The 26659-nt window shown below is 72.4% G+C and carries 24 protein-coding genes, 1 tRNA gene and 1 pseudogene; 9 read left to right on the forward strand and 17 right to left on the reverse strand.

The window, feature by feature from the left end; translation table 11 throughout:
• Positions 1–248: 248 nt before the first annotated feature.
• Together KV381_RS16215 and KV381_RS16220 are read left to right on the forward strand one after the other, a co-directional pair.
• Positions 249–989, forward strand: a complete 741-nt coding sequence (locus KV381_RS16215; RefSeq protein ID WP_030078251.1) for a hypothetical protein — start codon at positions 249–251, stop codon at positions 987–989.
• Positions 986–1837 (forward strand): annotated as a pseudogene (locus KV381_RS16220) (protein kinase); the annotation flags it as partial. The gene KV381_RS16215 and the pseudogene KV381_RS16220, both read left to right, overlap by 4 nt.
• A 185-nt stretch (positions 1838–2022) precedes the next feature.
• Here the strand turns inward: KV381_RS16220 and KV381_RS16225 are convergent.
• The gene (locus KV381_RS16225; protein WP_030078255.1) at positions 2023–3048 is read right to left on the reverse strand and encodes a MarR family transcriptional regulator; all 1026 of its coding nucleotides are present in this window, start codon (positions 3046–3048) and stop codon (positions 2023–2025) included.
• A gap of 139 nt (positions 3049–3187) precedes the next feature.
• Positions 3188–3261: transfer RNA gene (locus KV381_RS16230), tRNA-Thr, on the reverse strand.
• Positions 3262–3438: 177 nt separating this feature from the next.
• Here KV381_RS16230 and KV381_RS16235 point away from each other — a divergent pair.
• The 3 genes from KV381_RS16235 (at position 3439) to KV381_RS16245 (ending at position 6016) form a co-directional block, all read left to right on the forward strand.
• Positions 3439–4575, forward strand: coding sequence for an ABC transporter ATP-binding protein (locus KV381_RS16235; RefSeq protein ID WP_030078260.1), 1137 nt, complete (start codon positions 3439–3441; stop codon positions 4573–4575).
• A 231-nt stretch (positions 4576–4806) separates the two neighbouring features.
• Positions 4807–5220 (forward strand): hypothetical protein, encoded by a 414-nt coding sequence (locus KV381_RS16240; RefSeq protein ID WP_030078262.1) that lies wholly within the window; start codon positions 4807–4809, stop codon positions 5218–5220.
• A 79-nt stretch (positions 5221–5299) separates the two neighbouring features.
• Positions 5300–6016, forward strand: coding sequence for a nucleotidyltransferase family protein (locus KV381_RS16245; protein ID WP_218785467.1), 717 nt, complete (start codon positions 5300–5302; stop codon positions 6014–6016).
• Positions 6017–6136: 120 nt separating this feature from the next.
• On the opposite strand, the gene KV381_RS16250 is transcribed toward KV381_RS16245, so the two are convergent.
• From KV381_RS16250 to KV381_RS16300, 11 genes are all read right to left on the reverse strand, one after another.
• Positions 6137–7768 (reverse strand): DoxX family membrane protein, encoded by a 1632-nt coding sequence (locus KV381_RS16250; protein ID WP_256995075.1) that lies wholly within the window; start codon positions 7766–7768, stop codon positions 6137–6139.
• A gap of 161 nt (positions 7769–7929) precedes the next feature.
• The gene (gene rlmB / locus KV381_RS16255; protein WP_030078268.1) at positions 7930–8886 is read right to left on the reverse strand and encodes a 23S rRNA (guanosine(2251)-2'-O)-methyltransferase RlmB; all 957 of its coding nucleotides are present in this window, start codon (positions 8884–8886) and stop codon (positions 7930–7932) included.
• A 98-nt stretch (positions 8887–8984) separates the two neighbouring features.
• Positions 8985–10385: a cysteine--tRNA ligase gene (gene cysS, locus KV381_RS16260; RefSeq protein ID WP_030078270.1), complete on the reverse strand. Its 1401-nt coding sequence runs from the start codon at positions 10383–10385 to the stop codon at positions 8985–8987.
• A 153-nt stretch (positions 10386–10538) separates the two neighbouring features.
• Positions 10539–10943: a PPOX class F420-dependent oxidoreductase gene (locus tag KV381_RS16265; RefSeq protein WP_030078272.1), complete on the reverse strand. Its 405-nt coding sequence runs from the start codon at positions 10941–10943 to the stop codon at positions 10539–10541.
• A 45-nt stretch (positions 10944–10988) separates the two neighbouring features.
• Positions 10989–12227, reverse strand: a complete 1239-nt coding sequence (locus KV381_RS16270) for an MFS transporter (RefSeq protein ID WP_373461208.1) — start codon at positions 12225–12227, stop codon at positions 10989–10991.
• Positions 12228–12616: 389 nt separating this feature from the next.
• Positions 12617–14338 (reverse strand): ABC transporter permease subunit, encoded by a 1722-nt coding sequence (locus tag KV381_RS16275; RefSeq protein ID WP_218785468.1) that lies wholly within the window; start codon positions 14336–14338, stop codon positions 12617–12619.
• A 4-nt stretch (positions 14339–14342) separates the two neighbouring features.
• Positions 14343–15869, reverse strand: coding sequence for an ABC transporter substrate-binding protein (locus tag KV381_RS16280; protein WP_218785469.1), 1527 nt, complete (start codon positions 15867–15869; stop codon positions 14343–14345).
• A 31-nt stretch (positions 15870–15900) separates the two neighbouring features.
• A complete protein-coding gene (locus tag KV381_RS16285) occupies positions 15901–16506 on the reverse strand; it encodes a GNAT family N-acetyltransferase (RefSeq protein ID WP_103537390.1) in 606 nt (201 codons plus the stop codon).
• A 113-nt stretch (positions 16507–16619) separates the two neighbouring features.
• Positions 16620–17132 (reverse strand): 2-C-methyl-D-erythritol 2,4-cyclodiphosphate synthase, encoded by a 513-nt coding sequence (ispF, locus tag KV381_RS16290; protein WP_103511802.1) that lies wholly within the window; start codon positions 17130–17132, stop codon positions 16620–16622.
• Positions 17122–17889: a 2-C-methyl-D-erythritol 4-phosphate cytidylyltransferase gene (ispD, locus tag KV381_RS16295; RefSeq protein ID WP_103537383.1), complete on the reverse strand. Its 768-nt coding sequence runs from the start codon at positions 17887–17889 to the stop codon at positions 17122–17124. The genes ispF and ispD overlap by 11 nt, the downstream gene beginning before the upstream one ends.
• Positions 17890–18235: 346 nt before the next feature.
• On the reverse strand, positions 18236–18718 hold the full coding sequence (locus KV381_RS16300; RefSeq protein ID WP_003953493.1) for a CarD family transcriptional regulator: 483 nt from the start codon (positions 18716–18718) through the stop codon (positions 18236–18238).
• 654 nt (positions 18719–19372) lie between these two features.
• Here KV381_RS16300 and KV381_RS16305 point away from each other — a divergent pair.
• Positions 19373–20086: a DUF461 domain-containing protein gene (locus KV381_RS16305; RefSeq protein ID WP_103537384.1), complete on the forward strand. Its 714-nt coding sequence runs from the start codon at positions 19373–19375 to the stop codon at positions 20084–20086.
• A gap of 113 nt (positions 20087–20199) precedes the next feature.
• Here KV381_RS16305 and KV381_RS16310 read toward each other — a convergent pair whose 3' ends face one another.
• Together KV381_RS16310 and KV381_RS16315 are read right to left on the reverse strand one after the other, a co-directional pair.
• Complete coding sequence (locus KV381_RS16310; protein ID WP_003968183.1) at positions 20200–20880, reverse strand: response regulator transcription factor; 681 nt, start codon at positions 20878–20880, stop codon at positions 20200–20202.
• Entirely contained in the window at positions 20877–22139 is a 1263-nt protein-coding gene (locus KV381_RS16315) for a cell wall metabolism sensor histidine kinase WalK (protein ID WP_030078290.1), read from the reverse strand. Before KV381_RS16315 ends, KV381_RS16310 begins: the two co-directional genes overlap by 4 nt.
• A 198-nt stretch (positions 22140–22337) precedes the next feature.
• Here KV381_RS16315 and phoU point away from each other — a divergent pair, with 198 nt between their 5' ends.
• Both phoU and KV381_RS16325 read left to right on the forward strand, forming a co-directional pair.
• Positions 22338–23015: a phosphate signaling complex protein PhoU gene (gene phoU, locus KV381_RS16320; RefSeq protein ID WP_030078292.1), complete on the forward strand. Its 678-nt coding sequence runs from the start codon at positions 22338–22340 to the stop codon at positions 23013–23015.
• A 233-nt stretch (positions 23016–23248) separates the two neighbouring features.
• Entirely contained in the window at positions 23249–23398 is a 150-nt protein-coding gene (locus KV381_RS16325) for a hypothetical protein (protein ID WP_210764238.1), read from the forward strand.
• A gap of 116 nt (positions 23399–23514) precedes the next feature.
• On the opposite strand, the gene KV381_RS16330 is transcribed toward KV381_RS16325, so the two are convergent.
• Positions 23515–24801, reverse strand: coding sequence for an MFS transporter (locus tag KV381_RS16330; RefSeq protein ID WP_050504825.1), 1287 nt, complete (start codon positions 24799–24801; stop codon positions 23515–23517).
• 204 nt (positions 24802–25005) lie between these two features.
• On the opposite strand from KV381_RS16330, the gene KV381_RS16335 reads away from it, so the two are divergent.
• Positions 25006–25767 (forward strand): phosphoglyceromutase, encoded by a 762-nt coding sequence (locus tag KV381_RS16335; RefSeq protein WP_030078295.1) that lies wholly within the window; start codon positions 25006–25008, stop codon positions 25765–25767.
• A gap of 85 nt (positions 25768–25852) precedes the next feature.
• Here the strand turns inward: KV381_RS16335 and KV381_RS16340 are convergent, their stop codons facing one another.
• Positions 25853–26596, reverse strand: a complete 744-nt coding sequence (locus KV381_RS16340) for a class I SAM-dependent methyltransferase (RefSeq protein ID WP_218785470.1) — start codon at positions 26594–26596, stop codon at positions 25853–25855.
• Positions 26597–26659: the final 63 nt, after the last annotated feature.

The following is a 26659-nucleotide window of genomic DNA, read 5'->3' on the forward strand; positions in this document are numbered from 1 at the left end:
GGCGCATCCCCTGGCACCGCTCATGGCGCACCCCCTGGCGAAGCTCATGGCGCACCCCCGCACGACTGCCTCCCCGCCACACCGCACAGCACAGCGCCGCGCAGCGCCAGGCAGCACCACACGTCACCCGGGCGACACGCGCGCCACACCCGCACCGGAGCCTTTGCTCCGTACGACAACCTCGCCTACGCTCCCCCGTGTTGGACCGGGGGAGGGTGGCCCTCATGGCTTGATGAGGGGACAAGTCCATGTACAGCGTCATCGTCGTGCCTCCGGCATGCGCGCACCCGGACAGCCAGATCAGGATCGCCTCCGGGGAAAGCCTGACCTTCGGCCGACGCGAGACACCCGGCGGCCTCACCATCGCCCACGAAGGCGTCCACCGGATCGCCGGGGAGATCTCCGCACAGCGCGACTTCTGGCTCCTGACCAACCGCAGCGCCGAGCAGACCTACGTGGTGGAGAACCCGGAAGGCGCGGGCGAGCACATCAAGGTCACCCCCGGCCGGGTCGACGCACCCGTGGCGTTCGAGTTCTCCCGCGTCGTCCTGCCCGCGGCGGGCGATCTGCTGACCTTCGACGTGTGGGCGCCGCGCCAGGTGTTCGCCGGCACGGAGACCCGGGAACTTCCGGGGCCCGTGACCGCCCCCGCCTTCACCCTCGACCGGACCAAGCGCTACTTCGCGGTCCTGGCCGCCCTGTGCGAACCCCGCCTGCGCGGCGAACCGCACGCCCCGACCCCCGCCGTCGACCAGCTCGTACAGCGACTGCGCCCGGCATGGCCGACGGTCAACCGCTCCTCCGTCTACTGGAACATCGACTACCTGGCCCTGAAACTGCGGGTCCGGCCGGGCCCGGAAGCCGCCGAACCCGGCCGGCGCGCCCACGGCAAGAAGGACACGCTGGCCTCCCTCGCCCTGCGGTTCGACCTGGTGCGCGAGGACGACCTCGTCGTCCTGGCCGCGCCCGCGCACGAGGGATGCGGATGACCACCGTCCGGCACACCGTCACCGTCCCGAAGGGCTACCGCATCGGGGCGTGGGAAGTCCACGAGCCCCTCGCGTCCGGCGCGTTCACCACGGTGTACGGGGCACACCGCGACCAGGGCCCGCCCCGTACCGCCGCCCTCAAGGTCTGGCCCACCGGCGCCCGCACCCCTCACCGGCCGGACCGTCTCCGCGGCCTGGTCGAGCGGGAGATCACCCTGCTCGGCCGCCTGCGGTCACCCCGGCTGATCCGGATGTACGACACCCTCGTCGTCGACGACCCACAGCACCCGGAACTCCACGGCGCCACCGTCCTCGTCCTCGAACGGGCCGCGTCCTGCCTGGCCACCGCCCCGGCACCGGCCGACCCCGGCCCGGTGCTGCTCCAGATCTGCGAAGGCCTGGCCCAGCTCCACGAAGCGAGCTGGGTGCACGGAGACCTCAAACCGGCCAACGTCCTCCTGATGCCGGACGGATCCGTCCGGCTGGCCGACTTCAACACGGCCGCCGAACTGGAGGGAACCCACGCCTACGCACCGCCCTACACCAGCCGCGACTACACCCCGCCCGAACAGCTGTGGCCGGAGATGGACGAACGGGGCACACGCGTGCGGCCGTCGGTCGACGTCTGGGCCTTCGGCGTCCTGGCCCACACCATCCTGACCGGCGCCTTCCCCTTCCCCGGCAGCACGACCGCCGCACGCTGCGACGCGGCCGCACGCTACGCGCGCACCGCCCGACCGCTCCGGCTGCCGGCCGCACTGCCGCACCCCTGGCGGGAGATCATCCACGACTGCCTGGCGTACACCCCCGCCGACCGCCCCGACCCCCGCACACTGCTGCACCGCCTGCGATGACGTGCGCTTTTTCGCTCAGCCTCAACAGTGTGGCCGGGCCCCGACCGTCCGAGCGACAGTGAGAACGGCGGAGCCCGGGCAGCACACCCCGCGCTCCCCGACGATTCCGGCCGCCACCGTTCTTCGCCCCCACCACAACGGACCGGGGGCACCACCCGAAGAACGGTGGCCGCCCCGGCTCAGCCCGGCGCGTCGGCGGACTCCTCGCCCGCCCGGGCCTGGGCGGCGCGCAGGACGGACGCACCGGTGGGAGTGAGCGTATGCAGAACAGCGGGCCCGTTGCGGGTGGTCGTGATGAGCCCCGCGTCACGCAGCACGGTGGCATGCCGACTGGCGGCGGACGCCGAAACCCCGGCCGCGCGGGCGATCTCCCCCGTGGTGGCACCACCGGCCGCCACCCGCAGGGCGACCGCCCGGGCCCGCCCGAGCAGATTGGCCAGCGACCGCTCGGGATCCTCGGCCCGCAGGGGACGGGCCGCGGGCTCGTGCAGCAACGAGTACCAGAGCACCGGCGGCAGCCCCGGATCGGCGAACGCGACGGGCTCGCCCCAGTTGAAATACGACGGTACGAGAGTGAGCCCACGCCCGTTCAGATACAGATCCCGGTCCTGCGTCTGCCGCGGATACGCGACCTCCAGCACCGGCGGACACCACCGCAGCATGGGCCCGAGCCCCGCGAGCATGCCCTCCACCCCACCATGCAGCAGCCCCCGGCCCCGCACCGCCCGCTCGGCCTCGATCCGGGCCTGGATGCGCTCCTGCTGCGGCACGACGACGGCACCGTAATACGCACGCAGAACCCCCACGAACTCCTGGCGCACGTCATGCTCGGCCAGCCGCCCGGCCCACCCGGGCGCCCCGATGAGCCGGTCGAGCATGCCCACCTCCTCCGCGACCCGCTGCGACGGCGTGGCCAGCAACGCCTCCAGCCCCGCTTCCAGCCCCTCCACCCCGGTGGCCGGCGTAAGAAAGTCCGGGTAGTACGCGGCCCTGGGATACATGGGCAACAACACCCCCCGCAGAGCCCGCTCCAGCCCCTGCTCCCGCAGCTCCCGCCGCGCCGCCCGATACCACCCGGCATACGCCCAGCGCCCCCGGCTGGACTGCAACCGGTGCATGCTCGCGGCGACCTCGAACAGGGGATCGGGGGCGGGGGCGAGTCGGGTCCTGGCCAGATCCGCGTCGTCGAAGTGGATGCGGAGCATGTGGTTCCCCCCATGGAGTCGGCTCAGTGCGAGCCTGCGGCATCGCGATAAGAAACCACTGAACAAGCACTGAACGGCCATGCGCCGCCCACAGCAGAGAAGCCCGGGTCGAAGAACATCCGACCCGGGCTTCACGGTGAGCCCCCTGTCGGATTCGAACCGACGACCTACGCATTACAAGTGCGTTGCTCTGGCCAGCTGAGCTAAGGAGGCGTGCCGGAGCAGTCTAACCAACCCCGCGCCCCGCCCGTCCGCGTTTTCCGTGTGCTCCGGACTACTGACAGATCGGAAAACGCCAGGTAGCGTCACGGCAGGTTCGCGTCTGTGGACCAGACCACTCCCTACTCGGATCGTCCGGCACGTTCCTGCCGGTTGAGGAGAAGATTCAGCATGGCCAGTGTCACGTTCGACAAGGCGTCCCGCGTCTACCCCGGCTCCACGAAGCCGGCCGTGGACCAGCTCGAGATCGACATCGCGGACGGTGAGTTCCTCGTCCTCGTCGGTCCCTCCGGTTGTGGCAAGTCGACCTCCCTGCGCATGCTCGCGGGTCTTGAGGACGTCAACGGCGGCGCGATCCGCATCGGTGACCGCGACGTCACGCACCTGCCGCCGAAGGACCGGGACATCGCCATGGTGTTCCAGAACTACGCGCTCTACCCGCACATGACCGTCGCGGACAACATGGGCTTCGCGCTCAAGATCGCCGGTGTGAACAAGACCGAGATCCGGGCGAAGGTCGAAGAGGCCGCCAAGATGCTGGACCTCACCGAGTACCTGGACCGCAAGCCGAAGGCGCTCTCCGGTGGTCAGCGTCAGCGTGTGGCGATGGGCCGGGCCATCGTGCGTGAGCCGCAGGTCTTCCTCATGGACGAGCCGCTGTCGAACCTCGACGCCAAGCTCCGTGTCTCCACCCGTACGCAGATCGCCTCGCTGCAGCGCCGCCTCGGCATCACCACCGTGTACGTCACCCACGACCAGGTCGAGGCCCTCACCATGGGCGACCGGGTCGCGGTGCTGAAGGACGGGCTGCTCCAGCAGGTCGACTCGCCGCGCAACATGTACGACCGCCCGGCGAACCTCTTCGTCGCCGGCTTCATCGGCTCCCCCGCGATGAACCTCGTCGAGGTCCCGATCACCGACGGCGGCGTGAAGTTCGGCAACAGCGTCGTGCCGGTGTCGCGTGAGGCGCTGAGCGCCGCCGCGGACCGCGGTGACACCACCGTCACGGTCGGCATCCGCCCCGAGCACTTCGACATCGTCGAGCACGGCGGCGCCGCCGCGAAGTCGCTGACCAAGGACGCCTCGGACGCGCCGGCCGGTCTCGCCGTCTCCGTCAACGTCGTCGAGGAGCTCGGCGCCGACGGCTTCGTCTACGGCGCCACGCAGGTCGGCGGCGAGCACAAGGACCTGGTCGTCCGCGTCGGCGGCCGCGCCGTCCCGGAGAAGGGCACCGAGCTGCACGTCGTGCCGCGCCCGGACGAGCTGCACGTCTTCGCGACCTCCACCGGCGAGCGGCTCACCAACTGACCCGCCTCCCGCCGTACGCACGGCCCCGCACCCCGGCATCGCCCGGCGGTGCGGGGCCGTTTGCGTGGTCCCGGCGGGTTTGGGTTTCGGTGTCGGGCGGTGTCAAATACCCCGGCACACAGGACATTTCACCCCGGTTCGTCAACCTCGTATTCGAAAGGGCGCGTCGAACCATCCCCCGAGAGGGTGACGAAATGTCGTCAAGTCATCACTGGCCGCTACGCTCGCTGCGTGACCCACACCGCGCGCCGCATCGGCCGATCCCTCGCTCTCGTCCTGCCCGTCGTCATGGTTCTGTCCGGGACCCTCGCGGTCACCAGCGTCCAGTGGGCGGACTCGGACAGCGACTCCCAGCTGCTGGCCGCCTCCTCGGAGGCCGTGTCCAAGCCCGCGAAGCCGCACGCCCCGCAGGACGTCCTGCGCGAGAAGCTGCTCGTGGAGCTCCAGGAGAAGGACCCGGGCACCGCGCTCACGGGCCTCCAGCGCGCCGTCGAGCAGCGTCCGTCCCTCGCCCGCCACTGCATGTCGATCGCGAAGGCGCTCGGCAAGGCGGCCGTCGAGCAGTACGGCCCGACCCGGGCGCACCGCTTCTCCCGGCCCGTCTGCGACACCTCGTTCGCCTCCGGCGTCGCGCAGTTCAGCTGAGCCCCGGAGGCTGAGCCCGGGAGGCGGTCGCGCGCGCAGCGCCGCCTCCTGCCGGCGGGCACCGCATATCGTGCCTGCCATGCATACGTATCCGACGCAGGCCGTGATCCTTGCCGGTGGCCAGGGGTCGCGGCTGCGGCCGTACACCGACGACCGCCCCAAGCCGATGGTCGAGATCCCCGGAACCGGGACTCCGATCATCGGCCATCAGCTGTCCTGGCTGGCCGCCGAGGGAGTCACCGACGCCGTGGTCTCCTGCGGGCATCTCGCCGAGGTGCTCCAGGAGTGGCTGGAGGCGGCCGTGCTGCCGCTCCGGGTCACCACCGTCGTGGAGACCGAGCCGCTGGGGCGCGGCGGCGGGCTGAAGTACGCGGCCGGGCGGCTGCCCGATCCGGAGCAGCCCTGGTACGCCACCAACGGCGACATCTGGACGCGCTTCTCCCTGCGGGAGATGGCCGCCTTCCACGCGGAGCGCGACGCCACCGCCACCCTGGCCCTCGCCCGGCCCCGGATCCCGTGGGGTGCGGTGGAGACGGACGCGTTCGGGCACATCACCGACTTCATCGAGTCGCCGCCGTCGCCGTATCTGATCAACGCCGGTGTGTACGTGTTCTCGCCCGCGTTCACGAAGCTGCTGCCGGACCGGGGCGACCACGAGCGGACCACCTTCCCGCGGCTCGCCCGTGAGCGTCGGCTCGCCGGGTATCCGCTGCCGAACGGGGCGTACTGGCGGGCCATCGACACCGCCAAGGACCTCACCGAGGCGGCCCGGGAGCTCGGCTCGCACAGCACCTGACAGCTTCCCGTACGTACGCGACGTACGCACACGGCGTCCCTTACGCACGCATACGAAGGGCGGCTCCCGCCCGGTTCTCCTTGCCGGGTGGGAGCCGCCCTTGTTGTCGTTGTCGTACGGTCAGCCGAGCAGGCCGCCGATGGGGTTGCGGCCGCCGCCCGAGGTCGAGCCCTCGCCGCCGGAGGAGGTCGAGCCGCCGGTGGGGGCCGGTTCGCCGCCTCCGCCGGAGGAGTCGTCGCCGCCGGTGGAGCCGGAGGAGGTGGGTCCGGCGCTGGTGGCGGCCGGGGGCTGCTGCGGGGTGGACTGCTGCGGGGGCTCCTGGCCGGTGCCCTGCGTCTCGCTGGGCTGGGTGCCCGAACCGGTGCTCTGGCCGCCGGAGTCGCGGGTCGCGCCCGGGGTGACCTGGCCGGTGGCGGGGGTGGTGGCCGTGCCGGAGCTGCTGGGCTCCGGGCGGCGCTCCTGCTCCGGCGTACGGGAGGCCTGGCGTTCGCCGGTGGACTCCTGGGGCAGCGGCATGCCGGGGAGGCGGTTGGTGGGGTTGTCGTTGCGGCCGGGGACGGTGACGACCTCGGTGGAGCGGACCGCGCCGCCGAGGATGGAGCCGATGAGCAGGGTGAGGCCGACGACGACCGTGGCGACGACGGTGCCCCGGCGCAGGACCCGGCGGCGCAGGTCCCAGATCTCCGAGCGCGGGCCGAGCTTGCGCCAGGCTTCGCCGGCCAGTCGGCCGTCCACGGAGTAGACGGGTGCGCCGGCGATGATCAGCGGGCTCCAGGCGGCGAGCAGGATGATGTCGGGGGCGTCGTAGACCGCGACGGTGCGCCAGCTGACCGTGACCAGCAGCGCGGCGGAGAGCAGTGCGCCGAACGCGGCGGCGACCCGCTGCCAGAGGCCGAGGACGGTGAGGACGCCGACGACGACCTGGAGGAAGGCGACGGTCAGTCCGGCGCCGACCGGGTGGGAGAGCGCGAAGTCGCGCAGCGGCTCGGCCAGCGCCCACGGGTGCAGGGAGGTCAGCCACTTGACCATCGAGCCGCGCTCGCCGCCGTCGAAGTAGACGGGGTCGCACAGCTTGCCCATGCCGGCGTAGATGGAGATGAAGCCGAGGAGCACCCGCATGGGGAGCAGCACGACGCCCAGGTTCATCCGGTGGCCGGGGTAGTAGGCGTGGCGGACGGGGTCGCCCGTGCTCCGCCGGGAGCGGGAGTCCTCGGCGTCGTCGTAGTCGTCGTCGATGCCGTCGGGGCGGCCGGGGCCGTCGACCGGGTCGTCGTACGCGCCGACGGCCTGCCGCATGGGCGGCAGCAGCGGTCCGGTGTGTCCCGGCCGGTGGGGCGCGGTCATCACGGGGTTGGGCTGGGTCTCCTCCAGGAGCGGGATGACCTGTGTCGCGCCCGCTTCCTGCCCGTGCCCGTCCACGGAGGCCCCGCCGAGGCCGCCGAGTCCGGCGTCGAGGTGTCCTGCGGTGGAGTTGCGCACGGCCTGGAGGAGGCCGGTCGCGCCGGGGTCGCCGGGAGCGGACTTGCCGCTCCAGACGACGGGTGCCCGCCTGCGGCCTCCGCCGGCGCCGCTCATGGCGGGGATGCGGGCCGTGTCCGCGGGGGCACCGCGCAGCCGTGTGCGCTGGCCCGGGGCGAGCTGCACCCGGAAGCTGGCGTGGTTGACGATGACCTGCGCGGGGTCGCTGTCCACCTTGGTCATGCTCAGGGCGGGTTGTTCGTCGAACCGAGGCGTTCTGGTGTCCACACTCATCTAACCGAGTGATGTGTGTTTAGGACACTGCCTTGACCGCACCGGATGTGTCCGAGACCCGTCAAGATCAGGCCAAACTCGGGCATCCTGGATGGATGTTCGGCGTTCGCGCGTCAACTCGCCCGGCGGACGGGCCCGTCGACGGGCGAACGCCGTACGTCTCAGGAGCGGCGGCGCGCCACCTCGTACAGCACGATGCCCGCCGCGACACCGGCGTTGAGCGACTCCGCGCCGCCGGGCATCGAGATCCGCACCCGGTAGTCGCAGGTCTCGCCGACGAGGCGGCCGAGGCCCTTGCCCTCGCTGCCGATGACGATGACGACGGGACCGGCCAGCTCCTCCAGGTCCTCCACCGTGTGCTCACCGTCGGCGGCCAGGCCGACGACCGTGAGGCCCGCCTTCTGGTAGCCCTCCAGCGCGCGGGTGAGGTTGGTGACCCGGGAGACGGGGGTGCGGGCGGCCGTGCCGGCGGAGGACTTCCACGCTCCGGCGGTCATGCCGGCCGCGCGGCGCTCGGGGACGACCACGCCGTGGCCGCCGAACGCGGAGACCGAGCGGACGATCGCGCCGAGGTTGCGCGGGTCGGTCACCCCGTCGAGGGCGACGATCAGCGGGTCCTCGTGGTTGTCGTCGGCGGCGGCGAGCAGGTCGTCCGGGTGCGCGTACTCGTACGGCGGGACCTGGAGGACGAGGCCCTGGTGGTTCAGGCCGTTCGTCATCCGGTCCAGCTCGGGGCGCGGGGCCTCCATCAGGTTGATGGTGCCGCGGTCGCCGGCGAGCTTGAGCACGTCGCGGACGCGCTCGTCGTTGTCGATGTACTGCTGGACGTACAGCGTCACGGCGGGGACGCCGTCGCGCAGGGCCTCGTAGACCGGGTTGCGGCCGACCACCATCTCCGAGGTGCCCTTCACGCCGCCGCGCCGGGGCGCGGGGCGGCGGGCCGCGGCCTGCTTGGCCTGGGCGTTGGCGACCCGGTTCTTCTTGTGTCCCTTACGGGCGGACGCGGGCGGGGTCGGACCCTTGCCCTCCAGGCCACGGCGTCGCTTGCCACCGCTGCCGACCTGCGCGCCCTTCTTGTTGGACGTGCGGCGGTTCCTGCGCTGGCTGTTCCCGGCCATGATCTACCTGTTTCGTTGCTTTCAGACGTACGTACGTATAAGGAAAGTGTGCCGCCCGGCTCGCCGGGCGGCACCATCTCACTGCTCGGAGCGGGTGCTCAGCGCGGTCCCAGCGTCCACCGGGGGCCGGTGGGGCTGTCCTCGATGACGAGGCCGGACTGGTTGAGCTGGTCGCGGATGGCGTCGGCGGCGGCCCAGTCCTTGCGCGTACGGGCCGACTGCCGCTGGTCGAGGACGAGGCGGACGAGGGTGTCGACGACGCCGTGCAGATCCTCGCCCCGGTCGCCCTCGCCCGCCCAGTGCGGGTCGAGCGGGTCCAGGCCGAGGACGCCGAGCATGGCCCGGACCTCGGCGAGGCGGGCCGCGGCGGCTTCCTTGTCGTCGGCGGCGAGCGCGCTGTTGCCCTGGCGGACGGTGGTGTGGATGATCGCCAGCGCCTGCGGTACGCCGAGGTCCTCGTCCATCGCCTCGGCGAAGGCGGGCGGCACCTCGGCGGCGGGCGCGACGGTCTCGCCGACCTTCTCGGTGACGCGCTGGACGAAGCCCTCGATCCGGGCGAACGCGGACTCGGCCTCGCGCAGGGCCTCCTCGCTGTACTCGATCATCGACCGGTAGTGCGGGGTGCCGAGGTAGTAGCGCAGGACGATCGGGCGCCAGTGCTTGACCATCTCGCTGACGAGGACGGAGTTGCCCAGCGACTTCGACATCTTCTCGCCGGACATGGTGACCCAGCCGTTGTGCACCCAGTACCTGGCGAATTCGTCGCCGTACGCCTTGGCCTGGGCGATCTCGTTCTCGTGGTGCGGGAAGATCAGGTCGATGCCGCCGCCGTGGATGTCGAAGGCGGAGCCCAGATACTTGTGGGCCATCGCCGAGCACTCCAGGTGCCAGCCGGGCCGGCCGCGGCCCCACGGCGTCTCCCAGCTGGGCTCGCCCGGTTTCGCGGCCTTCCACATGGCGAAGTCGCGCTGGTCGCGCTTGCCGGTCTCGCCCTCGCCGGAGGGCTGACGCAGATCGTCCAGCTCCTGGTTGGAGAGCTCCAGATAGCTGGGGAGCGAGCGGACGTCGAAGTAGACGTTGCCGTCGGCCTCGTAGGCGTGACCGCGCTCGATCAGGCCGGTCATCATCTCGATCATCTCGGGGATGTGGCCGGTGGCGCGGGGCTCGTAGGTGGGCGGCAGGCAGCCGAGCACGTCGTAGCCGTCGTTGAACGCGCGCTCGTTCTCGTAGCCGATCGACCACCAGGGGCGGCCCTGTTCGGCGGACTTCGCGATGATCTTGTCGTCGATGTCGGTGACGTTCCGGATGAACGTGACGTCGTAGCCGCGGTAGGCGAACCAGCGGCGCATGATGTCGAAGTTCAGGCCCGAGCGGATGTGGCCGATATGCGGTGCTGCCTGGACAGTGGCGCCACAGAGGTAGATCGAGACACAGCCCGCGGTGAGCGGGACGAAGTCACGGATCTGCCGGGCGTTGGTGTCGTGCAGGCGAATAGTCACGCCTCAAGGGTAGTAGGCCCGCACCAGTGCCCCGCGACCCTTGGGGATCGCGGGGACAACTTTCTGATACCGGGATGGTCCGAAGCGGCCCGGAGAGCGTTTTCCGGCGTGCGTTTCAGCCGTGTGCGGCGCTCTCCGGGCCCGGAGGGGCCCTCAGATGCTGCCGACGACCTTGCGCGCGGAGATGCGGACGACCACGCGGGGGTCGTCGGCGCCGGAGTTCGGGTTGAACTCGGCGTACGGCTTGCCGGTGTACTTCACCGAGAGCTCGTCGATCAGTTCCTGCCCGCCGTCCGTCGTCAGCGTCGCCTCGCCGCGGATCTCGGCGTAGCTGTACGGGGCGTCGAAGGGCTGCACGACCACGGTGACGCGGGGGTCGCGGCGGAGGTTCTTCTCCTTGCGGCGGCCGACGGTGGTGGAGATCAGGACGTCGTCACCGTCGCGCTTGACCCAGACCGGGGAGACCTGGGGGCTGCCGTCGGGCTGGATGGTGGCGATGTTGACGAACACAGGGGTGTCGAGCAGGTTCTTGAGCTCGGTGGAGAGAGCGGCGGTCATGGCGTACGTCCTCCTGAGTGCCTGCGGGCGGTGGGTCCGATGCTTCTACCCCGTAACCGCGCGCGCTCCCTGTTCCTTCCCGCCGCGTCCCGCCGGAAGGGTGAACGCCAGGAGCGCCCCGGCGAGCGGGACCGCCGCGAGCGCCGCCCACCGCACGGGCGCGGACGCCTCCAGCAGGGCGCCGGTCGCGGCGCTGCCGGCGAGGACGGCGACCCCGGAGACGGAGGACAGCGCCCCGGTGGCCAGCCCGAGGTGCCGGTCCTCGACCAGGTCGGGCACCAGGCCCCGGGCGGCGGGGACCAGCAGCATCTGGCCCAGGGTCAGCAGGACGACGAGCGCGGCGCCGGGCAGCAGACCGCCGGGGCCCGCGGGCGTGAGCGGTACGGCGGCGAAGCCCGCGGCGACGACCGCGAGGCCGGTGACGAGTGCGGTGCGCGGGGCGATCCGGCGGGCGGAGCAGCGGGTCACCGGCATCTGGGCGACGACGACCAGCAGCGAGGAGAGCGCGAAGAGCCAGCCGAGCGCGGCCTGCGAGCCGGTGGCGCGCTCCACCTCGACGGGCAGCGAGAGATAGAGCTGGTTGTAGGCGACGAGGTAGGTGGAGTACGCGAGGCAGAGCAGCAGGAAGGGGCGGTCGGCGAAGACCGCGCGCCAGGACGACCGCGCCGGTTGAGCCGTACGGGTGACGACGTGCGGGGCGGACTGCTGTGCCGGGGGCTGTTCCTGTGCCGGGGGCTGCGCCTGTGCCGGTTCCCGTACGGGGGTGGTGTGCGGCATCAGGCGGGCGTGCCCGGTCAGTACGGCGACGAAGACGAGGGCCCCGGCGAGGCAGGCGGCCCGGAAGCCGCCGCCCAGGAGCAGGAGCAGCGAGCCGAGCAGCGGCCCGAGGAACGCTCCGGCCTGTCCGGCGGCGGAGAACAGGGCGAGGACGTGGGCGCGCGGGGCGCCGGTGTCCCGTTCGTGCCGGACGGCCTCGCGGGCGGCCTCGGACTCGACGGCCGGGGAGAACAGGGCGGCGGCGAAGCCGATGAGGAGGACGGCCCCGATGACGGTGGCCGTGGATCCGGCGAAGGCGAGCCAGCCGAACCCGGCGATCCGCAGGGCGCAGCCCGCCAGCACGACGGGGCGCGGGCCGTACCGGTCGGTGAGCGCGCCGCCGACGACGAACAGGCCCTGCTGGCTGAAGGTGCGCAGCCCGAGGACGAGTCCGACGAGCCAGCCCGCCATGCCGAGGCCGCTGCCGAGGTGGGTGGCCAGATAGGGCAGGACGGCGTAGAAGCCGATGTTGAAGGCGAATTGGGTGGCGGTGAGGAGCCGGAGGTAGGGGGTGGGGGCGCTCGCGAGGCGGGGGCGGAAGCGGCGGTTTTCGGCGGGCGCTTCAGCGAGTGCGGGCGGGGATCCGGGTGCGGGCGCGGGCTCCGGCCCTGGCGCGTCAGCGAGTGCGGGCGGGGGCCCGGGCGCGTCAGCGAGTGCGGGCAAGAACCCGGGCACGGGCTCCTGCGCTAGCTCCGGCACAGGCCCTGGCGCATCCGCGAGTGCGGGCGTGGCTCCGGACCCGGGCGCGGGCGCGGGCGCATCACCATGCGCGGGCGCGGACCCGGCCCCGGGCGCTGGCTCCGGCACGGACCCTGGCGCATCAGCGACTGCGGGCGCGGACCCCGGCGCGGGCCGGTTCACTTCAGGCCCGCCGGGGTGCGCCCGCGCACAGCGGCCGAGGTGAGGACCGCCAGCGCGCCGAGGACCGCGAGCGCGGCGGCCGGAGCGAGGACGGCCCACGGGGCGCGTTCCGCGTACGGCATGTTCTCCGACAGCATCCGGCCCCACTCCGGCGCGGGCGCCTGCGTGCCGAGGCCGAGGAAGCCGAGGGAGGCCAGGGCGAGCGCGATGGCCGGGATGCGGAGCAGGGCGTGGCGGGCCACCGGTGGCAGGACGCCGGGCAGGACGTGGCGGCGCAGCAGATGGGCCCGGTCCGCGCCGAGGGCGACGGCGGCGGCGAGGTGCGGGGCCGCCTTCTCCTGGGCGTACAGCGCGGCGGTGTGCGCGGCGAGCGGGGCCCAGGCGACGGCGGCCACGGCGGCGGCCGCGCCCCAGGGGCCCGGCCCGGCGATGCCCGCGAGGACGAGTCCGGCGAGGACGGCGGGGAGCGCGTTCGCGGTCTCGGTGAGCGCTCCGGCGCGCAGCGCCCCGAGGAGCAGCCCGAGGACGAGGGTGACGGCTCCGACGGCGACGGCGGCGAGCGCGGTGCGGGCGGCCCCGTGACCGAGGCGTGCGAGGACGTCGCGGCCGAGGTTGTCGGTGCCGAAGGGGTGCGCGGCGGAGGGGCCGGCGAGCCGGGCGGCGGTGTCGAGGTGGAGGGGGTCGCGCAGGAGGCCCGCGACGGTGACCGCGATCAGCAGGCCGCCGAGGACGAGGGCGGCGACGGTGACCGCGCGGCGGCCGGGCAGCCGGGGCGCGACCAGGGCGGGCAGCGCGCGGTCGGTGAGCGCGGGTCCGAGGAGGACGCGGACGGCGAGGCGGGAGAGCAGGCCCGCGGCGACGCCGAGGAGCAGCAGGACGAGGACGGCCGCCTGGAGGACGGGCAGGTCCTGGGCGAGGGCGGCGGCCAGGGCCGTACCGCCGAGGCCGGGGATCGTGTACAGCGTCTCGACGGCGACCGCCCCGCCGGTCAGCCCGACCGCGACCAGGCCGAGCTGGGGCAGCAGGCCCGGCAGCGTACGGCGCAGGGCGTGCCGGGCGACGATCCGGCCCGGCAGGCCGCTCGCGGCGGCGGCCTTCGCCCAGGGTTCGGCGAACGCGCCGGGCAGGGCGTCGTCCAGCAGCCGGCCGAGCAGCGCCCCCGCCGGTACGCCCATGGCGAGCGCGGGCAGGACGAGCTGGTCGGGGGCGCCCCAGCCGAGCGCCGGGAACCATCCGAGGTGTACGGCGAACACGGTGGCCAGGACGGCGGCGAGCAGGAACTCCGGCAGCGCGGCGAGCACCGCCGCGCCCGCTCCGGCGCGCACCCGGACGATCCGGCGCGCGGCTCCGCGCCGGAGGGTGGCCGCGCTCAGCGCGAGGGCGAGGAGGACGGCGACGGCGAGCGAGACGCCCATCAGGGTGAGGGAGTTGCCGAGCGCGGCTCTCACATCGGGTCCGACGGGCTGCCCGGAGACCCAGGACGTGCCGAGGTCGCCCCGGAACAGCCCGCCGAGCCAGTCGCCGAGGACGTGCGCCGGGCCGCCGTCGAGCCCGGTCTCGGCGCGGATCGCGGCGAGGGTCTCGCGGGTCGGGGCCCGGTCGGCGTAGCGGGCGTGCAGGATCGTGCGGGCCGGGTCGGTCCGGGTCAGCCAGGGCAGCAGCCCGATCACCGCGACGACGGCGAGGAGCGTGCCGAGCCGTCCGGCGAGGTACTTCACGCGGTCACCCGATGCGGGTGTCGGCGGTGATGAGGGTGCGTTCCATCGGGTCGAGGGCGACGCCCTGGACGCGGGCGTCGTCGTAGCCCTGGACGAAGCGTTCGTGGACGAGCGGGACGAGGGCGTCGGAGCCGAGGATCGCGGCCTCGGCGGTCATCTCGGCCTTGTGCCGGGCGTCGGTGTCGGCGAGGGCGGCGGCCTTGTCGACGGCGGTGTCGACGGGCTTCGCGCAGAGCTGGGTGATGTTGAAGCTGCCGTCGCAGGTGAAGTCGGAGGCGAGGTAGGAGACCGGGTCGGCGGTGTCCAGGAGGGTGTTGCGGGCCTGGATGAACCCGTCGTACTTCCCGGCCAGCGCGTCGGCCTCCATCTGCGCGTAGTCGCGGACGACCTGCTTGACGGTGAAGCCGCTCTTCTCCAGCTGCTGCTGGACGACGGTGGCGACCTCGGGCAGTTCGGGCCGGTTGGTGTACGTGGCGAGCACGATCTCGGGCGTCTTCCGCACCTCGGCCGGGGTGGCGGCCTTCGCCCGGCCGGTGGGGGCGGTGCGGAGGTCGGCGGCCCACGGGACGCCGGGGCCGAGCAGCCCCTGGGCGGTGTCGGCGCGGCCTTCGTAGACGCCGTCGACCAGGGCCTTGGGGTCGATGGCCGCGCGGGCGGCGGCGCGCATCGCCGGGTCGGCGAAGACGCCGCGCCCGGTGTTGAGGGAGAGGCCGTTGGTGCGGGCGGAGGGGAACTCGTGGACCAGGCCGTCGCCGAGCAGGGAGGCCTGCGAGATGGGGACGTACTCGGCGACGTCGACGTCCTTGGTCCGCAGCGCGTTGGCGCGGGCGGTGCCGTCGGCGACGAACTTCACGTCCACGCCGGGGGCCTTCGCCTTGGCGCCCCAGTAGGTGTCGTTGCGTTCCAGGGTGGCGCTGACCGCGCCGTTGACCTCGGCGAGGGTGAAGGGGCCGGTGGCGTGCCCGGCGGGGTCGACCTTGGCGCCGCTCTTCGCGTACGCGCCGGCGGACAGGACGCTCAGCGACGGGTTGGCGAGCCGCTGGGGCAGCAGCGGGTCGGCGTCCTTCGTCGTGATCCGTACGGTGTCCGCGCCCTCGGCCGTGGGGGTGAGCGTGATGTCGGACAGCACCCGGGGCTTCGGGGAGGCCTGCTGCGCGGCGGCCAGCGAGCGGACCACGGCGGCGGCGTCGAGCTTCGTGCCGTCCTGGAAGACGGTGTCCGGCCGGATGGTGAACAGCCAGGCCCGGTCGCCGTCGCGCTTCCAGGAGGTGGCGAGCGCGGGCTCGGCCTCACCGTCGCGGTCGAGCCGGGTGAGCCCTTCGACGACGGCGAGCCGGCTCAGGGTGACGGCGTCGTCGCCGTACGGGGACATGGCCTGGGCGGGCGGGAAGGCCAGGGCCACCTTCAGCCGCTGGTCGCCGCCGGAGCCGCCCGACCCTCCGGAGGAGGTGCAGGCGGTGACGGCGGCGGCGAGGAGCGCGGTCGCGGCGAGCGGCAGCGCGGCGCGGCGGAGGCGACGGGGCGTGGGCATGGGAGCGACCTTATATGAAAACGATTGTCATCTATTGGGCGGGGTTGCCTGGTGAACCCGGGACCGGCATCGGCAGCTCGAAGTGGACGATCCCCTGCCCGCCCCCGGGCAGCGTCCGCTCGTCGCACACCTCACGGGCCAGCGAACGCCAGAAGGGCTCGGCGCCCGGCACGGCGGGGTCGGTGTGCAGATACAGGGCCGTGTAGCCGCCCACCCGCACCGCGAACTCCCCCAGCTCGCGCACCAGTCGCCGGGCCAGCCCGTGCCTGCGGTGCTCGGGGCGCACATAGATCCGGCAGAGCTGCGCGGTGGAGCCGGAGGGGAAGCGGTCGGCGACCCACTGCGGATTGGGCGGTGCCTGCGGTCCCCGGTCGCGTACGGCCCCGGTGGCGACGATCTCGCCGCGGTGCTCGACGACGAGCAGGGTGCAGCGCTCCGGGCGGAGGTAGGCGGCCTCGGGGTCGATGATGTCGGCGTGCCAGCGGGGTACATAGCCGGACCTCAGGTCGCGGTAGACGGTGTCGAGCATCACGGCCCGCGCCCCGCCGAGATCGTCGGCCGTGGCGGTGCGCAGGACGTATCCGGCGTCCTCGTGACCGCCGTCGGCGCCGGCCCGGACGGTCGCCGCCCCCGTCATCACCGTGGTCGCGCTGGCCACCGGTACCACTCCCGCCTCATGGGACACATCGCTTGCGTCTTCAGCGTACGTGCAAGTGATGTGCAGCAGGCGGCCCGGGACGCCGCCGCGGGTCAGCCGGTCCGGTAGACCAGGGCGGTCGCGATACCGGCGATGCCTTCACCGCGGCCGGTGAAGCCGAGCCCGTCGGAGGTAGCGGCGGAGAGCGAGACCGGGGCGCCGACGGCGGCGGACAGCACCTTCTGGGCCTCCTCGCGGCGCTTGCCGATCTTCGGGCGGAGGCCGACGACCTGGACGGCGACGTTCCCGATCTCGAAGCCGCCGGCGCGGACGATCCGGGCGGCCTCGGTGAGCAGCGTGATGCCCGCGGCCCCGGACCACTCGGGGCGGCCGGTGCCGAAGTGCTGCCCGAGGTCGCCGAGGCCGGCGGCGGAGAAGAGCGCGTTGCAGGCGGCGTGCGCGACGACGTCGGCGTCCGAGTGGCCGGCCAGCCCGGGGCCCTCGCCCTCCCACTTCAGGCCCGCGCACCACAGCTCGCGGCCCTCCTCGAAGGCGTGGATGTCGGTGCCGATGCCGACGAGCGGGATGACGGGGGCGGGCCCCGTCGCAGAGGTGTCAGAAACCATCGTTGGCCCTCCTGCGGGCGAGTACCGCTTCGGCCAGCACCAGGTCGAGCGGCCGGGTCACCTTGAACGCCTCCTCGTGGCCGGGCACGACGACCACCGGCTGCCCGAGACGTTCCACCATGCCCGCGTCGTCCGTGGCGCCCTCGCCGTCGACCGCGACCGCGGCGTGCGCCCGCACCAGCGTGTCCCGGTCGAAGCCCTGCGGCGTCTGCACCGCGCGCAGCCTGGCCCGTACGGGAGTGGCGATCACCGGCTCCGGCTCCCCCGGCGTCCCGGCGGGCTCGACCTCCTTGACGGTGTCCGCGAGGGGCAGCGCGGGAACGACGGCGGGCGCTCCGTCCCGTACGGCGGCGGCCACCGCGTCGACCGTGTCGACCGGCACCAGCGGGCGGGCGGCGTCGTGGACCAGGACGACGGAGACGTCCTCGGGCAGCGCGTCGAGGCCCAGGCCCACCGACTCCTGGCGGGTCTCACCGCCCGGCACCACCAGATAGTCGGTGCGCTCGGGCAGCGCGTGCTCGTCCAGGAGGTGCTTCACCTCGGGCGCGCCGTCCGGCGGGGCGACGACCACGACGAGGGAGACGGCACGGGAGGCGGCCATGGCGCGAACGGCGTGGATCAGCATGGGCGTCCCGCCGAGCGTCCGGAGGGCCTTGGGCGCGCCCGGCCCGAGCCGCACGCCCCGCCCGGCGGCGGGAATCACCGCGGCGGTACGGGGCGGGCGCGGCGCGTCGGCCGGGGGTGTCGTCGATGGCATCGGTTGCACTCCGAAGGTCCGAAGGATCGGCAGGTTTGTTTCCACGACCGACATGGGTAGGGGCCCAGCGAGCCGGGCGTGACGCCCTGACTCGCACCGGGCCCCTTCCGTGACCCCGCCCGGGCGAGGACAGGTCGCATCGGGCGCTCACGCACCACCGGAGGCCGTCACGCACCGACGGTCTCCGCATACGCGGATCGCACCGCGGGCACGGGGGATCACCGGCAGTCGGGCACCGGATACACCGGACGCGGGTCCGAACATGCCGCAGCGCCCGACGACACAGCGTGAAAACGGCTGGTCAGCGGGCACCGCGGCACATTCATACGACCGGTGCGATCCGGTGTCAGGACGCGAGGACCTCGTCGAGCAGAGCCTCGGCCTTGTCCTCGTTCGTGTTCTCCGCGAGAGCGAGCTCGCTCACCAGGATCTGGCGGGCCTTGGCGAGCATGCGCTTCTCTCCGGCGGAGAGACCGCGCTCGCGCTCCCGACGCCACAGGTCACGCACTACTTCGGCGACCTTGATGACATCGCCGGAGGCGAGCTTTTCGAGATTTGCCTTGTAACGCCGGGACCAGTTCGTCGGCTCTTCGGCATACGGTGCGCGCAGCACCTCGAAGACCCGGTCCAGCCCGTCCTGCCCGACTACGTCGCGCACACCCACGAACTCCGCATTGTCCGCCGGCACACGAACCGTCAAGTCGCCCTGGGCGACCTTGAGCACCAAGTAGGTCTTGTCCACGCCTTTGATCTGGCGAGTTTCGATAGCCTCGATCAGCGCGGCCCCGTGATGGGGATAGACCACGGTGTCGCCAACCTTGAACGTCATGTGACAGGTACCCCTTCCGTGGCTATCCAGAGTAACACGAGAACTGCATCTCCTGAATGGCGTTTTCGCAGGTCAGGGCATATCTCGGGGCTTGACAACAGCGACACGAACGTGCTGCGGAAGGCATCCGGAAGACGGTATTCGCAGGTCGGAGCCACTGTGCACCCGGGGCGAAACACCCACGTCACACACCCCGGAAGCCCTGCAGAAGAGGCCGAAAGTCCCGTTTTGTCGGTTTGGAGATGGCGATCATTCCGTACTCCGTTCGGTGACCGCTCACCTGTACGGACGTAACTGCCGGACCGCAATGAAATTGATCAAGCCACATGTCGTGCGGCGCCCTTTCCGCCCCGAAGCGGGGAATGGAGAAGAAGCGACGACACGGCCGGAAGAATTGATCACACGGATTATGTGAACGGCACATGACCTACCGACCGGTAGAACACCCTCGCGGCAGCCCGGCCCCGCCCGTGATCGCCGATCGGACCCACCCCCGGCCGACGCGACAGGCCCTAGAGGCGGGTCGGGTGCAGGGCGGGCGGGGCGGCTCGGTAGCCTAAGGCCGCTGACACACCCTTAGGGCGGCTTTACCCCACCGCTCGACGCCCGACGTCCGTAGCCCGCAGTCCGATCGTTCAAGGAGTTGCCGCCGCCGTGAGCCGCAGCCTTCGACACGGCGCCCTCGCCGCCACCGCCACCGTGTTCTCGATCGTCTCCCTGTCCGCCTGCGCGGCGGGCAACAACGCCGAGACGCTCAAGATCAGGCCGGACAACCCGGCCACCTCGGTCGGCAGCATCAAGGTCCAGAACGTGAACGTGATCACGCAGCCCGACGGTGGCGCCGACGGCCCCGCCGTCGTCGCGGCGACGCTGTTCAACGGCGGCACCGAGCGCGAGGTGCTGGAGGCGATCACGCTGCCCGGCAGCAACGTCGAGGTGAAGCTCCAGGCCGCCCAGGGCAAGGGCCCGATCGTGGTCCCGGCCGGCGGCCAGGTCATCATCGGCGGCAAGGGCAACGCCGCCGCCGTGATCGAGAACAGCGGCGAGGCCGCGCGCAACGGCGACGTCCAGCAGGTCGTCTTCAAGCTCAGCCGGACCGGCGACGTCGGCCTCGGCGCCAGCGTCTTCCCGGCCGAGGGCTTCTTCAAGGACTTCGGCCCCAGCCCGAAGGCGGAGGCCCCCGCGCCGAAGCCGAGCCCGACACCCTCGGGCGAGGCGACCGGCAACGGCGAGACCCCCGCCGCGACCGAGGGCGCGACGGGCGGTACGCCGGCGGACGGCGGGGCCACCGAGGGCGCGCAGGGCGAGACCGGCGCGCAGGGCGACGCGGCCGCGCAGGGCACGGGCGACGTGCCCGCGGCCAACTGACGCGGCGGCTCCGCCCCGTAACGCAGACCGCGCGGCAGCAGCACGCACCACGTACGCCGAAGGGCGCTTCCCGGCCGGGAAGCGCCCTTCGGCGTGTACGGACCGTCCGCGGTCTACGGCTCGAACTTGTAGCCCAGGCCGCGCACGGTGACCAGGTAGCGCGGCGCGCCCGGGTCGGGCTCGATCTTGGCGCGCAGCCGCTTCACGTGGACGTCGAGGGTCTTGGTGTCGCCGACGTAGTCCGCGCCCCAGACCCGGTCGATGAGCTGCATCCGGGTCAGCACCCGGCCCGCGTTGCGCAGGAGCATCTCCAGCAGGTCGAACTCCTTGAGCGGGAGGTCGACCTTGCCGCCGGAGACGGTGACCACGTGCCGGTCCACGTCCATCCGGACCGGGCCCGCCTCCAGAGCGGCCGGGGTGACCTCCTCAGGCTCGCCGCGGCGGCGCAGGACGGCCCGGATGCGGGCGACGAGCTCGCGGGAGGAGAAGGGCTTGGTGACGTAGTCGTCGGCTCCTATTTCCAGCCCGACGACCTTGTCGATCTCGCTGTCCTTGGCGGTGACCATGATCACCGGCACGTTGGAGCGGCTGCGGAGCTGGCGGCACACCTCGGTGCCGGGCAGTCCGGGCAGCATCAGGTCGAGCAGGACCAGGTCGGCGCCGTTGCGCTCGAACTCGTCGAGCCCGTCGGGGCCGGTCGCCGCGATGGCGACCTCGAAACCTTCCTTGCGCAGCATGTAGGACAGGGCGTCGCTGAAGGATTCCTCATCCTCGACGACAAGCACTCGGGTCACGGAAGAGCCTCCGGGGCAGGGAAGGGGTCAAAGGTATCGGTCTCGTACGGCCCCTCGTCGTCGCCGTTGACGATAAGCGGTCCGCCGGTGGTGCGCTCCCTCGTGACGCCCGATTCGGGCAGCCGGAGGGTGAAGGTGGAGCCCTGTCCCTCGGAGCTCCAGACGGTGACCTCCCCGCCGTGCGAGGCGGCCACGTGTTTGACGATGGCGAGGCCGAGACCGGTGCCACCGGTGGCCCGGGAGCGGGCCGGATCGACGCGGTAGAACCGCTCGAAGACCCGTTCGCGGTCCTTCTCGGAGATGCCGATCCCCTGGTCGGTGACGGCTATCTCGATGAGGTCCCCGCCGGGCGACGCCATCCGGCGCGCGGCGATGCCGACGCGGGTGTGGGCGGGGCTGTAGTTGACGGCGTTCTCGACGAGATTGCCGAGCGCGCCGACGAGCTGGCCGCGGTTGCCCCAGACCGTGAGGCCCTCGGCTCCCGCGGAGGCCATGGTGATCTGCTTGGAGCCGGCCTGCTGGCGGCAGCGGTCGATCGCCTCGGCGACCAGCGTCTCCACCTTGACCGGCTCGGCGTCCTCCAGCGGGTCGTCGTTCTGCACCCGGGAGAGGTCGATGAGCTCCTGGACGAGGTTGGTGAGCCGGGTCGCCTCGATCTGCATCCGTCCGGCGAACCGCTCCACGGCCTCCGGGTCGTCGGAGGCGTCCATGACCGCCTCGGAGAGCAGCGAGAGCGCCCCGGTCGGGGTCTTGAGCTCGTGGCTGACGTTGGCGACGAAGTCGCGCCGTACCGCTTCTATCCGGCGGGCCTCGGTGAGGTCCTCGACCAGCAGCAGCACCAGCCGCGAGCCCAGCGGGGCGACCCGGGCGGAGACGGCGAGGGTGTCGCCCCGGCCCGTGCCGCGCCGGGGCAGATCCAGCTCGACCTGTCGTATCTCCCCGTCCCGCCGGGTGTCCCGCGCCATGTTGAGCATGGGCTCGACGGCCAGTCGGCCGCCTCTGACCAGGCCCAGGGCGTACGCCGCGGAGCTGGCCTTGACCACGCCGTCGCTCTCGTCGAGGACGACGGCGGAGGAGCTGAGCACGGAGAGGACGGTGTCCACTCCGGGGGGAAGAGCCGCGTTGCTGTCCGGCCGCAGTGACGTACGCGTGGGCCGTTTCAGGTCGCGCTCGCTCCAGCGGAACGCCAGCATGGCGATCACACCGGTCAGGAGACCGGCGATCGCCGCCGCTGCGGCGACCGCCGCGTTCACGTCCATGCTTCAAGGTTATGCGGGTGCGACGACTCCCTCCCAGCCGTCCGAGTGCCATCTCGAACACTCGTCGCCCAGAGTTCACCGAGGGGTAGGAGCCGGTTCACTTAGGGGGTCGGATCCGGACGCGTTGGGCCCCCACCGTGTCACCGTGGGGGTCGGTCCGAGACCCCGGCCTCAGTTTGGAACTGGAGAGGGACTTCCATGCGCGACGCTTACCACGAGGAACTCGATTCGATCGGAGAAGGCCTGGTCGAGATGGCCCGGCTGGTCGGCTCGGCGATCGGACGGGCGACCACGTCCATGCTCGACGCCGACCTGACGCTGGCGGAGAACGTGATCGCCGGCGACCAGAAGGTCGACGACCTCCAGCACGACCTGGAGGCCCGCGCCATCGCGCTCCTGGCCCGCCAGCAGCCGGTGGCGACCGATCTGCGCATCGTGGTGACCTCGCTGCGGATGAGCGCCGACCTGGAGCGCTCGGGCGACCTCGCCCAGCACGTGGCGAAGCTGGCCCGGCTGCGCTTCCCGCAGTCGGCGGTCCCGCACGACCTGCACGCCACCATCCTGGAGATGGGCCAGCTCGCCCAGCGCCTGATGGCGAAGGCGGCCGAGGTCATCATCACCAAGGACGTCGATCTGGCGCTCCAGCTGGAGCAGGATGACGACGAGATGGACCTGCTGCACCGCACGCTGTTCCAGCACCTGATGGACGACCGCTGGAAGCACGGCATCGAGACGGCCGTCGACGTGACGCTGCTGGGCCGCTACTACGAGCGCTTCGCCGACCACGCGGTGTCGGTCGCCAAGCGCGTGGTCTACCTGGTGACGGGCGAGCACGCGGACGACATCCAGGCGGCGGCCCCGGTCGAGGGCGCGTAGCGGCCGCTCCGGTACGGCACGGGGGTGCGGCGGCGGCCCCGGTACGGCGGGGCGGCGCGTCGTCGTACCGGACACGCCGGCGGAGACGGCGCGCTTCACCGGCGTACGCGAGTCGCACATACGTTCCTGCGCGTATGCGCCGTTGATGCGCCCGCCGGGATGGGCATGCAATGGGGCGGGGGCGGTGCACCATGCCGACGGCCGCCCCAGCCGTACGCCCCCGAGGAGGGACCATGGCCGATTCCCCCATGACCGAACCCCAGCAGGAGACCCCGACCGACGTGGTGCACCGTGGCGTGCTCGGCGCCTGCGGCTGCGGCGCGGGCTGCGGGTGCGGCTGCCAGTCCGGCGCCCCGTGCCAGTGCGGCGGCTGCTCCGGCTGAACCGCGCCGCGCGGTACGCGTACGAAACGGACGGCGCCCGCCCGGATCATCCTCCGGGCGGGCGCCGTCCGCGTACGGGTGCAGAAGCTCCGGGCGGGCAGCCGTCCGCGTACCGCTCAGCAGGCCCGCTCCACCGCATCGGCCGGCACGGGCGCGGGCTCCGGCAGGGCCTCCGCCGCGACCTGCTCCTCGCGCGGCAGGTTGCGCATCAGCAGCCAGTAGCCGAAGCCCGCGACGGTGCCGATCACGGCGCAGAGGGCCCAGAGCCAGGACGCGCCGTAGTGGTCGATCACGAAGCCGGACATCAGCGGTGCGACGAGCGCGGCCACCGACCAGGACATCGTGTACATGCCCTGGTAGCGGCCCCGGCCCCGGGCGGGCGACAGCTGTACGACCAGGCCCGTCTGGGTGGGCGCGTTCACGATCTCGGCCAGCGTCCAGACGCACACCGTCAGGGCGTACGCGCCGACCGACCCGGCGAAGGCGGTGAGCCCGTAGCCGTACCCGGCGAGCAGCGAGGAGAGGATCAGCAGCCGGCGCGGGTCGCGGTGCTGGATGAAGCGGGTGACGGGGATCTGGAGGACCACGATCAGCACGCCGTTGACGGCGATGGCGGTGCCGAAGTCGGAGCTGGAGAGCCCGTCCGTGCCCATCGCCACCGGCAGCGCCACGTAACCCTGCTGGAAGATCAGCGCCACCAGGAACGACAGCCCCACGACGCCCATGAAGCGCCCGTCGCGCAGGACGGTGGTCAGCCGCACCTCGTCCTCGGGCCGCTTTCCGTCGGCGGTCTTCGCGCGTGCTTGCTCGGGCCGTGACTCCGGCACCTTCAGGAAGACGAGGACGGCGCAGACGAGCGTCATCAGGGCCTCGCCGAGGAAGCCGGCGAGGTAGCTGTACTCGGCGATGAACCCGGCGGCGGTGGCGGAGATCGCGAAGCCGAGGTTGATGGCCCAGTAGTTGAGCGAGAAGGCCCGGATCCGGTCCTTCGGGGGCACGATGTCCGCCATCATCGCCTGCACGGCAGGGCGGGAGGCGTTGCTCGCCATGCCGACGAGGAACGCCACGGCGGCGATGGCGAGGGGGTGCTGCATGAACCCGAGCACCGCCACCGACACGGCGGTGGACGTCTGGGCGATCAGCATGGTGGGCCGCCGCCCGAGCCGGTCGGTCATCACTCCCGCGCCGAGCGAGGAGATGACCCCGCCCAGCCCGTGGAGGGCGGCGACGAGCCCGGCGTACGAGGCGGAGTAGCCCCGGTCCAGGGTCAGATACAGGGCCATGAAGGTGGCGACGAACGCGCCGAGACGGTTGACCAGGGTGCTGGTCCACAGCCACCAGAACGCGCGGGGCATCCCCGAGACGGTCTCGCGGGCAGCTGTGCGCAGACCGGCGACGGACATAAGGGTTCCCCCCACGGGACGTACGGACGAGGCCTCGGGTAATACCCCCGACGACGATGGAGACATTACGAAGCCCGGCTCCCCGACCGCCACCGGATTGACGCCGACCGTCAATCCGCCGGTCGGCGGGCCCGTCCGGCCCGCCCCTGTCCGCGTTCCGGGCGGGCGCGCGGAGGCCGCACGGGTTCGATTACGCTCGGACTCATGGCCGACGCACCGTACAAGCTGATCCTCCTCCGCCACGGCGAGAGCGAATGGAACGCGAAGAACCTGTTCACCGGTTGGGTGGACGTCAACCTCACCGAAAAGGGCGAGAAGGAAGCAGTCCGCGGCGGTGAGCTGCTCAAGGACGCCGGTCTGCTCCCCGACGTCCTGCACACCTCCCTCCAGCGCCGCGCGATCCGGACCGCCCAGCTGGCCCTGGAGTCCGCCGACCGCCTCTGGATCCCGGTCCGCCGCTCCTGGCGCCTGAACGAGCGCCACTACGGCGCGCTCCAGGGCAAGGACAAGGCGCAGACGCTCGCCGAGTTCGGCGAGGAGCAGTTCATGCTGTGGCGCCGCTCGTACGACACCCCGCCGCCGCCGCTGGCCCGCGACGACGAGTACAGCCAGTTCGACGACCCGCGCTACGCGACCCTCCCTCCGGAGCTGCGCCCGGACACGGAGTGCCTGAAGGACGTCGTCGTCCGCATGCTCCCGTACTGGTTCGACAGCATCGTCCCGGACCTCCTCACGGGCCGCACGGTCCTGGTCGCCGCCCACGGCAACAGCCTCCGCGGCCTGGTGAAGCACCTGGACGGCATCTCGGACGAGGACATCTCGGGCCTCAACATCCCGACCGGCATCCCGCTCTCGTACGAACTGGACGCCGACTTCAAGCCGCTGAAGCCGGGCGGCACGTACCTCGACCCGGACGCGGCGAAGGCGGCCATCGAGGCCGTGAAGAACCAGGGCAAGAAGAAGTAGCCCGGCCTTCTCCTCATCACCGAGCCCCCTGCCGGCGGTTTTCCCGCGGGCAGGGGGCTCGTCGGTGCTCCGGGGCCGCTGTGCCTCAGGCCACCGGATTGCGCCACACCGAGACGTGCTTGGCCGAGTCCGGGCCGAAGGGCGTCCCGTCCCAGTCCTCGACCCGGCTCTCCAGCTCCAGCCCCGCGATGCGGGCCATCAGGTCCAGCTCGGCCGGCCAGGCGTAGCGCTGGCGGCAGGTGCCTCGGCGGTAGCGGCCGTCGTCGCCGTCGCGGGTGAAGTGGTGCGAGACGAGGGTCTGCTCGACCAGGTCGAAGGTGTCGAAGCCGAGGTGCCGCTCGGACACGTCGAACGGCACCGCGGCCTGGCCGGGCGGCAGGAACCGCAGGGGCGGCACGGTCAGTTCGATGACGAACCGGCCGCCGGGTACCAGATGGCGGGCCGCGTTCTCGAAGCATGCGACCTGTTCGTCCTGGGTGAGCAGGTTCCCGATGGTGTTGTAGACGAGGTAGACCAGGGTGAACTCGCCGGGGACGACCGTGGTGGCCATGTCGCCGATGACCACCGGGAGGGTGTCCTCGTCGGCCTTGCGGCGGAGCACCGCCGCCATCGGCTCGGAGAGTTCGATGCCCGTCACCGGTACGCCGCGTTGCCGCAGCGGCACGCCCACGCGGCCGGTGCCGATGGCGAACTCCAGGGCCCGTCCGTCCCCGGCGAGTTCGGCGAGGAAGTCGAGGGTGGGTCCGAGGGCGGCGGGCGAGGAGCTCTCGGCCTCCTCGGCGTCGTAGCGGTCGGCGGTCTCTCGGGTCCACAGTTCGCTGCTGGTCACGGGCGACCACTCTGCCGGGCGGCCGGGACGTCTGTCGACGCAATTCCGGGGACGCCCGGGGCC

The organism is Streptomyces sp. WY228 (assembly GCF_019287315.1).
Classification (GTDB): Bacteria; Actinomycetota; Actinomycetes; order Streptomycetales; family Streptomycetaceae; genus Streptomyces; species Streptomyces caviscabies.

Excerpts from the sequence above, each read along its gene's own strand:
- rlmB (WP_030078268.1), bottom strand. The coding sequence starts at position 8,886 with ATGGCCGGGAACAGCCAGCGCAGGAACCGCCGCACGTCCAACAAGAAG.
- KV381_RS16245 (WP_218785467.1), top strand. The coding sequence starts at position 5,300 with ATGCATACGTATCCGACGCAGGCCGTGATCCTTGCCGGTGGCCAGGGG.
- KV381_RS16325 (WP_210764238.1), top strand. The coding sequence starts at position 23,249 with ATGGCCGATTCCCCCATGACCGAACCCCAGCAGGAGACCCCGACCGAC.
- KV381_RS16330 (WP_050504825.1), bottom strand. The coding sequence starts at position 24,801 with ATGTCCGTCGCCGGTCTGCGCACAGCTGCCCGCGAGACCGTCTCGGGG.
- phoU (WP_030078292.1), top strand. The coding sequence starts at position 22,338 with ATGCGCGACGCTTACCACGAGGAACTCGATTCGATCGGAGAAGGCCTG.
- KV381_RS16315 (WP_030078290.1), bottom strand. The coding sequence starts at position 22,139 with ATGGACGTGAACGCGGCGGTCGCCGCAGCGGCGGCGATCGCCGGTCTC.
- ispF (WP_103511802.1), bottom strand. The coding sequence starts at position 17,132 with ATGGTTTCTGACACCTCTGCGACGGGGCCCGCCCCCGTCATCCCGCTC.
- KV381_RS16335 (WP_030078295.1), top strand. The coding sequence starts at position 25,006 with ATGGCCGACGCACCGTACAAGCTGATCCTCCTCCGCCACGGCGAGAGC.
- KV381_RS16215 (WP_030078251.1), top strand. The coding sequence starts at position 249 with ATGTACAGCGTCATCGTCGTGCCTCCGGCATGCGCGCACCCGGACAGC.
- KV381_RS16235 (WP_030078260.1), top strand. The coding sequence starts at position 3,439 with ATGGCCAGTGTCACGTTCGACAAGGCGTCCCGCGTCTACCCCGGCTCC.
- KV381_RS16300 (WP_003953493.1), bottom strand. The coding sequence starts at position 18,718 with ATGACGTTCAAGGTTGGCGACACCGTGGTCTATCCCCATCACGGGGCC.
- KV381_RS16265 (WP_030078272.1), bottom strand. The coding sequence starts at position 10,943 with ATGACCGCCGCTCTCTCCACCGAGCTCAAGAACCTGCTCGACACCCCT.
- ispD (WP_103537383.1), bottom strand. The coding sequence starts at position 17,889 with ATGCCATCGACGACACCCCCGGCCGACGCGCCGCGCCCGCCCCGTACC.
- KV381_RS16225 (WP_030078255.1), bottom strand. The coding sequence starts at position 3,048 with ATGCTCCGCATCCACTTCGACGACGCGGATCTGGCCAGGACCCGACTC.
- KV381_RS16280 (WP_218785469.1), bottom strand. The coding sequence starts at position 15,869 with ATGCCCACGCCCCGTCGCCTCCGCCGCGCCGCGCTGCCGCTCGCCGCG.
- KV381_RS16250 (WP_256995075.1), bottom strand. The coding sequence starts at position 7,768 with ATGAGTGTGGACACCAGAACGCCTCGGTTCGACGAACAACCCGCCCTG.
- KV381_RS16285 (WP_103537390.1), bottom strand. The coding sequence starts at position 16,506 with ATGACGGGGGCGGCGACCGTCCGGGCCGGCGCCGACGGCGGTCACGAG.